The following is an 11,081-nucleotide window of genomic DNA, read 5'->3' as shown; positions in this document are numbered from 1 at the left end:
GTCCGCACTAGTTTCGCTAGAAGGGTGTGCGGGTAATGTTGCGAAAACGAACAATGATTTGACCGAGTCAGTTCAACCATCGTCTTCATCGGAGTTGTCGAGTTCTTCGATGTCCGATTCGATTTCTAGTTCATCGAGTAACGATTCTGATAACGAAACTCAGATGATTGAAAAAATTCTTAAAAAATTGGATAGTGATCCTTTCAATGAGTTGTCCGAGGAAGAAATAATGGAGGAATTAAAGAAGTATATCGAGTCACATAGAGATGACCCTGTTGGAGGTCTGATGGAGAATGATTGAGGTCGTCAAATATGGATATCAAAAAGTGTAAAGTCGAAAAGAATTGCGAATGGTCTGCTGCGGTCGTGAAAGGGCTTGCAGTGACTTTGGGTATGTCCGCTCTAGTTTCGTTAGAGGGGTGTGCGAGTAATGTTGCGAAAACGAACAATGATTTGACAGAGTCGGTTCAGCCATCGTCTTCTTCGGAGTTGCCGAGTTCTTCAATGTTTGAATCGATTTCTAGTTCATCGAGTAACGAATCTGAAAAAAATAAAGAGATGACTCCAGAAGAAATTCTTGATTTTGAGGATCCTTTTAGTAACATGTCCGAGGAAGAAATGATGGAGAAATTGAAGGAGTATCTTGAGACTCATAAAGACTATCCTGATGGAGGGGTCATTGAGATGTATAATGGAGAAAATTAAATATAGATATCAAAAAGATAAATCTTGAATAATAATGAATCTTGTCTTATCCCTTACCGAACGGTGCAATTTACGTTGCAGTTATTGTTATTATAAAGTAAGCCATGAGTCTCGCTCGCTTACGATGCAGAATGATATTATGGAAGCGGCAATTCTTCTTGCTTTTGAACGTACGCTTTCGCTGGGGCAGAATTATCTGAACATCACTTTTTTTGGCGGTGAACCGCTGCTTTGTATGGGCTTGATCCATAAAGGAGTGGAATTTGCAAAAGCTTTGGCGCAAGGACGTGATAAATTTCGTTTGCGTTTTGCGGTAAATACAAATGCGACTTTGCTTAACGATTCCATTATTGAATATTTGAAGCGTGAAAATTTTCGGGTTTATGTTTCGCTTGACGGTCCCGAGACGCATCATGATATTTGCCGTAAAATGAAGAATGGGGGAGGTTCGTTCAAACTTATTGAACCGCATATTCCTGCATTGCGAGAACTCGATACGGTTGTGTTTTCTGTAGTGACGCGAGAAAATATGCATTCGCTTTCGGAATCTGTCCGGTGGATCCAAGCTCAAGGCTTTAAATCTATTACGACGGCTGTAGATTTTGACGGCAAGTGGACGGGGAATGAATTTGATGTTCTTGCACGTGAATATACGGAACTCGCAAAGTTTTGGATGGAACTCAAACGCAATAAAGTTCCGTTTTATTTGGGAACGATTCAAGACAAGCTAAAGTTTAGGCTTGTCGGGGCGCGTCATCGTACAACGAGTTGCCATGTGACCCAAGGCATTGTCGCCTGTGCTGCAAACGGGAACCTTTTCCCCTGTACTCGCTTTATATCGAGTAAACCGGATGCTCCTTACGTTTTAGGGAATGTTTTTGATGCTCCTGCAAAAATTTTTGATGGGCCGGTCGCTCGCGATGTTCGTGATTTCTTTAACCGCGATAAAGAAGAGTGCGAGGGCTGCGCAATTCGATTCCGCTGCCACGCTCACGAATGTGCGTGTACATCATTTTATGCTACAGGATCGATTCACGGCGTTTCCGCTGAGGTTTGTACTCACGAAAGAATGCTGGCCGCTATTTGCGATTCTGCCGTTCGGCAGTGCTTCGGCAGACTCAGCAAACCAGCTTAGGGACCTTATCACCAACCTTAGTTAGGTTGTAAAAAAACGAGTCCACGCGGAACTCGTTTTCGCATTGTCGTAAATTTTTTCACGGCTTATACGGTGGAATATAATCGTCACCTTCGTTGCTTCGATTATTTGTACCCATATATCCCTCCTTTGTTTGTGAATACAATATATCTAGATTTTGTGGATATTTGGTGTGAAATGAGTCACACTGTGATTGTGTTCACAAAATTTGAAGGGTTGGGTTTCGTCTCAGGGACAGCGTGCAACGATTTTATATTCCGTAAAGCCGGTTGTGCGCAAGGCAATCGGCTAGTTTTTTGTATTCGGTGACGAATGCTTCGTGGGCGGGTGCGTCGCCGAGAGCTCTGTAGAGGGCGCTCGCGAGTGTTCCGCGTTCGAGCATTTTTTCCATGAAGCTTTGCGAGACTTCGGTGAGGTCGTTTTTCACGACGCTGTAGATGTGTTTCCAGATGTCGCCGGCAGTGATTGCGGTATTTGGGATTGCGCTGGTAGTCGCGAAATTCATGCCAAATACACTAAGATATTCTTGCCAATCGATGGTCGCGTTTTCTGCATCCTTCGTAGTCTTGGCGAGGAGTTCTGCAAGTCGTGTCGTATCGAAGTTACGCAAGAAATCGCGGTATTCCTTGAGTGTGTGCGGCACTGAATTTGCAGAGGCTGCGTTGGATGCGTTTTCGCGAGATGCCGCGAACTTGCCGTTCACAATAGCCTTGAGTGTCGCGATTTCGAGTTCTGCGATGGCGATGTCGGCATTCGGACATTCCTGAATATCGACGAGGCGGATTTCGATGGCCCCGCGGTCAAAGCGTGCGATGGCTCCACGGCTGTTCAAGAAGAAATGATTGAGCAAGTGTTCGGTATCGTATGGGGCGATTGCCTTCTTGACTTTGTCAAAAATCATCTTGTTGTATTCATCGTAGCTGTAAGCCTGTTCCGGAATGACTTGTCCTGTGATTTCAGGGACTTTGTCCTGGTTGTGGCGATAGACCTCGATGCGGGCGTCACGATAGCCGGTGTATTTGCCGTCGAGATACGGGCTGCTGGCGGCGATGGCCGGAATCAGCGGCAACAGCAAGCGAATAGCTGCATGGAGTTCTCCAAATTCTTCGTCCCCGTCAAAAGAAAGGTTCAGGTGCGTGCTTTGCAGGTTGGCCCAGCCGTGGCCTTTGCAGTTGAAAATGCGGTCGTATGTCTGGTAAATGTCGAGGCAATCGTACGGCCAGAGCTGCATTTCTGCCGGATCCATGAACGGATGGCAGGCGCTTGGCAAAAGCATCGCGTTGATCTTTTCGAGCTTCTTGTTTGCACGGCGAATCTCGTGGAAGAATCGCTTGCCGAGTCCGTCAAATGTCGATTTGGGGTGTGCGCACTTGAATTCCAGCACATGGCTTACGAGTTCGTTCGAAAGTCCGATATCATCGTATTCTATGTCCGAAAGCTGATTGCCGTCTTTGTCTTTTCCGAGCGGGACATCGGCGCGAGGCAGCACGTTGAGCGTGTCGCGATCGACAATCATGAATTCCATTTCCACGCCGAAGCGTTCCCAAAGTTTGTAGTTAGTCATAGTAAGTAAATTTATTTGATTTTATTGTTATGTCATGCCCGCCTCCGAGCGGGCACCACCTTTGTGTCTAAGAAAAGGCGATCCCCGCCTTCGCGGGGATGACAAGTAAGAAAAAACGTTCCTATTGCATTCCTGCCTACTTCCTACCGTCTACTTCCTACTTCTTATAAAAACATATCCCTTTCATGCTGCATCACTTTCTGTTGTGCGGCGTTTTGGCGGTCTTCGATGCGGTGGCGCAAGCTCCTCATGATGGCAAGATAAATCTTCTTTTTGCCAACTTGGTCTTCGATACCGTGGTCGATACTTGGGTTGTCATTCACCTCAATCACGACCGGGTGGCCGTTGATTTCCTTGAGATCGACACCGTAAAGCCCGTTACCGATAAGGCTTGCGACGCGGAGCGCTGTTTTCACAATGCCGTGCGGAACGCTTTCAATCGGGAGGCAATCCCACTTGCCACAAACAGCGTTCTTGTCCTTGCTATCCCAGTTGTAAATCTGCCAGTGGTCCTTTGCCATGTAGTATTTGCAGGCAAAGAGCGGCTTTCCGTCGAGAATGCCGATTCTCCAGTCAAATTCCGTGGGCGTAAATTCCTGTGCGATGAGCAAGTCGCTATGCTCGAACATCGTGTCGAGAATTTTTTCGAGTTCTTCTTTGTTGTTCGCCTTTTTGACGCCCATGCTGAAGCTGGAATCCGGTGTCTTGATGACCATCGGGAATCCGATTTCCTTCGCGAGCGTGTGGCGGTTTTCGCTGTGTGCGATAATCGTTTTTGGTGCCGGTATCTTGCCGACTGTCATCAGTTCTTGCAAATAAACTTTGTTAGAGCAACGTAAAATGCTGTCAGGATCGTCAATGACGGCGATGCCTTCGCTCTGGGCACGGCGTGCAAATGCGTATGTGTGGTGGTTGACGTTTGTCGTTTCGCGAATGAAGATGGCATCGAATTCACCGACGCGGTGGTAGTCCGTCTTGGTAATCATTTCCACGCGGAAACCCGTGTCTTGCGCGGCTTCGATGAATAGCTGAATCGCTTCTTTGTTGCTCGGCGGTTCCACTTCTTCGGGGTTCGTTAAAATACCGAGATCATACACGTAGTCTTCCGTCTTGGGAGAGACGTAGCGGTCTTTCTGGAAGTATTCAATAGCGAACTGATCGACCATATCCTTGTGCGTTTCGGGAATTTCGTCAACGCTAATCGGGCGGATGGATTGGATGAACCATTTTTGCTTGAAGACAAATTTTGCACGCAGGAGTGGTGCCTGGAAAACGCGGTAAAGTGCTTGCGAAAGTTCCAAGTATTGCGCACTGACGTTTTGTCCAAAGTAAATCGAAAGCACGAATTCCGTGCCGGTCAGCTTGTGAAGGCTCTTCTGGATCAGCTCGTCGATATCGTCGCTGATGATTTTCACGACAGCTGGGGCCTTGAAGTCGCGGATGTTTTTTACGTTCGGGATGACCTTGTGACCGCGAGCTTCGGCAAGCAGGCTTACATAATAGCCCTTGCTCTGGTAGCTGTAGTCCTTGCACAAGTTGAAAACGCGAACGTTTTTTTGCGTTGTAAATTCTGGGTTAGTAAGGTAGTCTTTTGCCGAGACAATTTCGGCTTCGGGAATGTGAAACTTCCAATGCTTTGGCGTGTTCACGACAATTATTTTTTTCATAATGCTTGCACGTGTGGCGTCTTCGTGGCGAAGTTGCGTCGTGCGTGCCAAAAACCTCTTTGCTTTTTGACGCTATAAAGATAGCTCAATATTTCAAGAATTGTAAAATTGTGCGAGAAAAAGGAAAAAGAAAACGGACTGGAATTGTCCAGACCGTTTAAAGAATGTAAAATTTTAGTTACTTTCGTAAAATGGCTTTGATGGAGAGAACATCGGATTCAGGGAGCTTGGAAATTCGCACGACCTTTTCCACGGAATCGCCATCCGCGAGCATTGCTGCTGCCATTTCGCGAGCTTTGGCATCAGCACCTTCAGTGAGACCTTCAGCGCGTCCTTCGGCACGCCCTTCTTCGAGGCCTTCCTTACGGGCGTGTTTCTTTTCAACGTAGAGTTCATACTTGTGGTCGCTCATTTTCATAGCCTCGCTTACAAGAAATTCCTCTGTAAATATACTCAATTGGGCTTTTTCTTGCAATAGAGCGAATGGCGAGCCTTCAGGAACAGCAACAGGCGTTTCGTTGTTCAATCCGTCGATTACGCGGAGCCATTGTGCGATTCTGCTGTTGTCGCTGGCGAAGCTCCCTTTCAAGAATTTGGGAATTTCGACAAGCGTGATAGTCTGTTTGTCGTAGAATTCTTCGTTTTCCTGATTCTTGAAACGAATGCTGTGCCTGTAATTAGGCGACTTGGGGAAACCATCGAACATCTGGAGACTGATGAGGTTCAGGTTCTGCAATGCGTAATCTTCACCTTTAATGCGGCTTGCAATGGTGTGCTTTGCCGCGTAAAGAACCAAGCGTGCATTGTACGAATCGTCTTCGACATGCTGCACTTCGAGCACAATCCGGTCGAGACGCTGGTCGGTTGCCACGATGTCCGAGGTGATGCTTTTACCGAATGCGTCGGGCAGAGCGGGATTGATGTAGGCGAGGTTGTTGATGCAATCGCTTCCGATGAGTCCAAGAACTGCATTCAGCCCTTCGGCAGGCTCAGGGACCTATTAAAGGTTGCTTAGTTCGGTTGGTGAGCTTGTCGAACCATCTCGTCGTATAATGAAAAATAAATAACCTAAAATCAACGTGCAATAGGTCGCGTTGCGGATGCTAAAACACTAAAAAAACACTATTTCAACGTGAAAAATTGTATCTTATTTTATATGCGCATGCGAATTTGTCTTTTAATTGTTCTGCTGTTGAATATTTTTGTGTTCGCTGATTCCTGTAACATTCGTCCGTTACGCGCCTTTACCGATTCTCCCGAAAAACAGACTTTGGCAAATGTTAGAGATTCTTTATTATCTGCCTTGCAGGCTCAGGATTCGAATGAAGTTTTTCGATTTGTAAATGTGTTGAAAAATTCTGGTTATGATGAACGTGCGTTAGACAATTATGAACTGTTGCAGATTTATCTTATGATGAATAAATATGATTCTGCTTTAGTCACGCTGGTAAATGAGCATTTCCGTTACATCAATGAAAGTTATGTGGATGAATTCAGTAACTGTAGTAATAGGGCCCCATATTCTGCTTTTGATGATGAATTGATTGCTTATGCTAATAGAATAATACATTTGATAACAGAAGCAGACTTTCAAAAACAGCTAGACCGAATATCAGATGGAGCGACTACGCAAGAATATAAGGATTTTACCAATTTATTGAAGATCATCCTGAAAAATACAAGATTCAACCATATTTCTAAACGTAGTGATTATTACGCAGGTCGTCCGCCTAATAGAGATTCTTTTCAACAAGCACGTTTTTATGGTGGGAGTTATACCAAAGAAGATTTTAATGATTCTCATGTTTTTGATTCATTGATAGAGAAACTGATTGCATTTAAAAATAAATATCCTGAATCAGAATTTAATCCTTGGATTATGAAGCAAGTGGAGCTAAAAAAAGATGACCGTGAAAGAGATTTGAAAAAGCGGCATTATTATTATGAATTTTTCTATACAGGTGGTATCGGTGGAGATTATTTTATTAGTCCGCCAAATGGTAGTTATGAATGGAATGTTGTTCTTCAGATAAATCGTATTATTCTTTCGCTTAGTTATGGGCGGGATGATTATTTCTCGCATGGCTGGAATGTCTTGCTAGGTGTAGATGCTTTTGAAAATAAGTTTTTCAAGGTTGTTCCGTTTGTGGGCGGAAATAATGCTTTGATGGCTGGCACGCAATTTGAATTTAGACCATGGATTTCTGAATTAGGGCGTGAAGCTCCAATAGGGTGCTATTTATCCATCAAAGCGAAGTATGTTTTTAAATATGGTGAAAAAGGTGGTGAAGCCGACGACGATGAAAAACATTCCAAGCATAGATTCTATCTCGGTGTAGGCTTCCACATTTGGTAGCGTTTATTCGAATTTCGTTGTTATATCCACCCGTAGGTTGCGCGTATTGTGTAAATTCGATTGGCATACCACTCCAATCATAGGAAAATTTCAGACGTTTGGAATTGCGCAAAGCGAATTACACTACGGTTCGGCAATAAAAATGCACGAGTACATTTTTGCAGACCTAACCTTGTAAGTATGTGTCATAGGTGAGATTTCCATCGGAATCCTATAGAATAGGCATCTGTTATCGTATGCGTTTGATTCAATGAAAATTTGCAAGTATATTGATTAAAAAATATAAAGTCTTAAATACAAGACCGCATGCAAAAAAATAAACCCACAAATAAGCATACCTTAACTTTACGTTAAATAATTCTAAAACAAGGTATGCAGCTGCGGCAAGATAAAAACATCCCGATATTGTTAAAGTAAACTTTGCCCAAAATGGTTCCGTATAACGAATGTCAAAATACAGATCCCTTATCGTGTCTATAGATAAAGCCAAAATACATAGAACAGAAAGGAGCTTACGCATCAATATTTCTAATTTCATATTCCAAATCCGCAAAGTTTATTTTCTATTTTTTTTAAGTCCGATTCAGATGCTTGCCTAAATACAATTTTCTTAGAAAACGGGTTTTGGGAAATTGTAAATCCGTTTTGCGGTTCTTTTGTGTAATAGAAAATATATTTGTCATAACTTTCTGCAATGACAATCTTGGAAAAAAAATCTTGATCATTACAAGTAGATGGAGATTGAAAGTCAAAAATCTTTCCAAAAAAATTCGACTTTGCGCTTTCTGTATAATAAAAAGAACTTTCTATATAAAAGCAGATACCTCCGTTAAAATATTCATTCAATATACCTGGACTTTGCTTTCTATTGTCTCGTTGAATTTTTTTACCTTCAATTTCGCATACACTGTTTGTTTCATCTTCTGGCGGAATGTATTTGAGGAAACGTTCATACCCTTCGTCTGTTCCGGGCAGAACAACAAACCACAAAAATGTTCCAACAAAAAATTGGAGCACTATTAAAATTTTTAGGACTATTTCAAGAGTTTTCATGATGTAAATATCTGTACGCTTGTGTAAGATGGTCTATTGCTTAAAATTACTATACCCCCATATTTGCATAACAGAACTTTGAGTGTCCTCTAAAATTACAAAGTGCTATATATGCCAAACACAATAATAGAAAATGCTCCCAAAATAAACAAAGAACAAATACTTAACCAATATTTTACAGGGTAAGCTTTTTTGTGATAGAGATCGCCAAAAAAGCTAAAACGACTTTCCGCAATACAAACAAAATCGTATAATATAGTTGCCCCTCCTATACAAAAACCTCGAAAAGATTCGTATAGTTCCTTTCCTTTAAAATAGGAAAGGAACGCCACTGTCAAAAGTAACGCACAGAAAACTTTAGCAACTAGAGCCTTGGTATGTTTTTTTAATTTAAATTCACTTTCTAATCGTTTGTTTAATTCTTCGGCTGGGCTATCCTTAAGTTTTTCTTCAATTAATTCGTCAATTCGTCTTTCAACAATATCAATCCGTTCATCAGGGCCTTGATCAGCAATCTTTTGATGAAGTTTATTTAACTCATCAAGTGATAAATGAATGATTTCTTTTTCGCATTCTTTAAGTGAATCTTTTTCAGGCATCATTTTTTACACCTCATTTTTAGTTAGTATGCAATAATATTAAGCCTCTAAAGAACATATTTACCGAAGCTCAATCTTTTTTTTCATCATTCTCTAGTTTTCGCTTCATAATGATTGATTCTATTTTCACTTTACAACAATATATATATGCGAGTAGAAAAAGAAACGCATGAAAGGGAGATATTGGAAAATCCGTAAAACAATACATCACTACAATTACTACTGCTATTACCGTTAGAATAATAAACCACATTTTAATAGTCCTTAATTATAATTCTATATAGGAAAAAATTAATCACCGTGAGAATCAGAAAAATCCGTTCGCATTTCAGCATTCATTCTCTCATTAGCCCAATCAGAAAGGTTATCATGCAACTTTTCCATATAAGCAGGGTCTTCGTCAACAATTAGTTTTTCAGCTTCATTTAAGGGTAACTTAACCATAGCTTTTCCAACTATAGCAGCCCCCACACCTGCAAGCCCTTTATACATTTCTTCATTAGCTTCATTATATTCGTTCCTCCATTTAGGCCTTCTCAAATTCCTTGTTTCTTTTATAGATTTTGCAATTGTTCTAGCCTCATAAGCTTTTTTGGCTTGTTTCAAAAATGTCAACCCAAGCGCTCCAAAAGCTGCATCGGAAATCATATCAGCAACTGTATAATTTACAGGTTTTCCTGTAAATTGCGATTCAGCATAAGCTAGTGAATAACCAACGGCAACGCCAGTTATAGCTCCGAAAATAGCAACATTTCCATCCGGATCCACGCCATTCACCGGATTCATTCCATTTCCTGCATACAAATATGGGTTTGCAAACTGTCTCTTCGGGTCAATGCTTATCCACATTCCAAGCATTGGATCGAGATAACGAGCGCCGAAGTAGTTCAGCTCGGTCTCATCGTCCTTCTCCTTGCCGGTGAAATTTTCGGTGACCTTGCCGGTTGCCGGTGGCGTCAATTCGACCATTTCACCGAAGGAGCGGTAGTCGTACGCCGCGATTCTCTCGCCGACATCGGCTTCACTCGGATTTGTCGAAGCTACAGTTCCGTACACGAGCATTGTGCTTCCAAGGTGGTTCTTCAAGTACCATTCGAATTTTTGCGAGGCGTTGGCTTCTGCGGATTGAACAGCATCCTCGATTCCGTATCGTCCGAGGTCATTCGGCATGTTGACGACAACCCTAGTCTCGGCGTTCGCTCCCGTGAAACTTTCACGGATTTCAGTGCCGATGCTGGTGTAATGCGTCACAAGTTCCTTTTCCCAGTCCTGCGAACCTGTGTTCTTGACCCAGCGAGTCTTGGAAATTCTTCTGCCAGAACCGTCGTACGCCATCGAGAGTCTGAACAAAGTATCGCCAGAACTACCTGTAGGTTGCGGCTCTTGTATAAATTCGATAGGCATTCAAGATTTGTCGCCATTTATGTCAATTCGTTTCACTTCACGAACTTTTCAATGACGCAGCGGTGTTCTTTAGTCTTTTCGTCGTAATTCACGCCAACAAACAACAAGTCGCCGGAGTATTTTTCAAAGGCGGATCCGTAGTTCTTTTGACGAATTTGCGTGAGGGCTGTCATCTCGCAAGCATTTCGTTTGAGTTCGATAATCAACGCTGGCGTATTTGGCACATAAGGAATCATCACCACGTCAGCCACGCCTTTTCCAGCGGGCATCTCTTTCACAATCGTGTATTTCAGATTTGCATAGAAATACGCGAGGCAGATTACCGACTGGAATGTCCCTTCGTTGTTGTAGTTTAAGTTGTTGCAAATCTGTTCGTGAGACTTGTTCAGGGCTTCGGCAACTGCGGACGCATCGCATTCGATGGTGGATTCCACAAGCTCCTTGCTAGCATTCACCAGCTTCATCAGACCCTTGTAATCGGGGGATAGTTCTACGGAGAGTATCCACTGCTCTCGCACCTCGCGGTTGGGGATGTAGCATTCTTCAGTATCCTCATCATATGCCAGGTAACCCAAGT

At 42.9% G+C, this 11,081-nt stretch carries 11 protein-coding genes; 4 read left to right on the top strand and 7 right to left on the bottom strand.

Translation table 11 applies throughout. The features are described from left to right. The 3 genes from IKG78_RS19495 to IKG78_RS19485 form a co-directional block, all read left to right on the top strand. Positions 1 to 301 (top strand): hypothetical protein (locus IKG78_RS19495; RefSeq protein ID WP_290947020.1); only part of this gene is annotated, 301 nt, incomplete at its 5' end. Positions 302 to 312: 11 nt separating this feature from the next. Beyond that, on the top strand, positions 313 to 705 hold the full coding sequence (locus IKG78_RS19490) for a hypothetical protein (RefSeq protein ID WP_290947017.1): 393 nt from the start codon (positions 313 to 315) through the stop codon (positions 703 to 705). A 34-nt stretch (positions 706 to 739) separates the two neighbouring features. Continuing rightward, positions 740 to 1,840, top strand: coding sequence for a radical SAM protein (locus tag IKG78_RS19485; RefSeq protein WP_290947014.1), 1,101 nt, complete (start codon positions 740 to 742; stop codon positions 1,838 to 1,840). A 271-nt stretch (positions 1,841 to 2,111) separates the two neighbouring features. Here the strand turns inward: IKG78_RS19485 and IKG78_RS19480 are convergent, their stop codons facing one another. From IKG78_RS19480 to IKG78_RS19470, 3 genes are all read right to left on the bottom strand, one after another. Then, a complete protein-coding gene (locus tag IKG78_RS19480) occupies positions 2,112 to 3,425 on the bottom strand; it encodes a glutamate-cysteine ligase family protein (protein WP_290947011.1) in 1,314 nt (437 codons plus the stop codon). Between the two features lie 164 nt (positions 3,426 to 3,589). Beyond that, positions 3,590 to 5,092: a RimK family protein gene (locus tag IKG78_RS19475; RefSeq protein WP_290947008.1), complete on the bottom strand. Its 1,503-nt coding sequence runs from the start codon at positions 5,090 to 5,092 to the stop codon at positions 3,590 to 3,592. A 178-nt stretch (positions 5,093 to 5,270) separates the two neighbouring features. Beyond that, positions 5,271 to 6,068 (bottom strand): PD-(D/E)XK nuclease family transposase, encoded by a 798-nt coding sequence (locus tag IKG78_RS19470; protein ID WP_290947022.1) that lies wholly within the window; start codon positions 6,066 to 6,068, stop codon positions 5,271 to 5,273. A 228-nt stretch (positions 6,069 to 6,296) separates the two neighbouring features. On the opposite strand from IKG78_RS19470, the gene IKG78_RS19465 reads away from it, so the two are divergent. Continuing rightward, a complete protein-coding gene (locus tag IKG78_RS19465; protein WP_290947006.1) occupies positions 6,297 to 7,448 on the top strand; it encodes a hypothetical protein in 1,152 nt (383 codons plus the stop codon). Between the two features lie 534 nt (positions 7,449 to 7,982). Here the strand turns inward: IKG78_RS19465 and IKG78_RS19460 are convergent. The 4 genes from IKG78_RS19460 to IKG78_RS19445 all read right to left on the bottom strand — a co-directional run. Continuing rightward, entirely contained in the window at positions 7,983 to 8,501 is a 519-nt protein-coding gene (locus IKG78_RS19460; protein ID WP_290947003.1) for a hypothetical protein, read from the bottom strand. 95 nt (positions 8,502 to 8,596) lie between these two features. Further along, complete coding sequence (locus tag IKG78_RS19455) at positions 8,597 to 9,103, bottom strand: hypothetical protein (protein ID WP_290947000.1); 507 nt, start codon at positions 9,101 to 9,103, stop codon at positions 8,597 to 8,599. Positions 9,104 to 9,391: 288 nt separating this feature from the next. Then, positions 9,392 to 10,504, bottom strand: coding sequence for an RHS repeat-associated core domain-containing protein (locus IKG78_RS19450; RefSeq protein WP_290946997.1), 1,113 nt, complete (start codon positions 10,502 to 10,504; stop codon positions 9,392 to 9,394). 32 nt (positions 10,505 to 10,536) lie between these two features. Then, positions 10,537 to 11,081 (bottom strand): PD-(D/E)XK nuclease domain-containing protein (locus tag IKG78_RS19445; protein WP_290946994.1); only part of this gene is annotated, 545 nt, incomplete at its 5' end.

The sequence above is a fragment of the Fibrobacter sp. genome (genome assembly GCF_017545445.1).
Lineage (GTDB): Bacteria > Fibrobacterota > Fibrobacteria > Fibrobacterales > Fibrobacteraceae > Fibrobacter.
The sequence above is the reverse complement of the archived record's forward strand: the minus strand, read 5'-3'. Positions and strand labels throughout refer to the sequence as shown.

Excerpts from the sequence above, each read along its gene's own strand:
- IKG78_RS19450 (WP_290946997.1), bottom strand. The coding sequence starts at position 10,504 with ATGCCTATCGAATTTATACAAGAGCCGCAACCTACAGGTAGTTCTGGC.
- IKG78_RS19455 (WP_290947000.1), bottom strand. The coding sequence starts at position 9,103 with ATGATGCCTGAAAAAGATTCACTTAAAGAATGCGAAAAAGAAATCATT.
- IKG78_RS19475 (WP_290947008.1), bottom strand. The coding sequence starts at position 5,092 with ATGAAAAAAATAATTGTCGTGAACACGCCAAAGCATTGGAAGTTTCAC.
- IKG78_RS19485 (WP_290947014.1), top strand. The coding sequence starts at position 740 with ATGAATCTTGTCTTATCCCTTACCGAACGGTGCAATTTACGTTGCAGT.
- IKG78_RS19480 (WP_290947011.1), bottom strand. The coding sequence starts at position 3,425 with ATGACTAACTACAAACTTTGGGAACGCTTCGGCGTGGAAATGGAATTC.
- IKG78_RS19460 (WP_290947003.1), bottom strand. The coding sequence starts at position 8,501 with ATGAAAACTCTTGAAATAGTCCTAAAAATTTTAATAGTGCTCCAATTT.
- IKG78_RS19490 (WP_290947017.1), top strand. The coding sequence starts at position 313 with ATGGATATCAAAAAGTGTAAAGTCGAAAAGAATTGCGAATGGTCTGCT.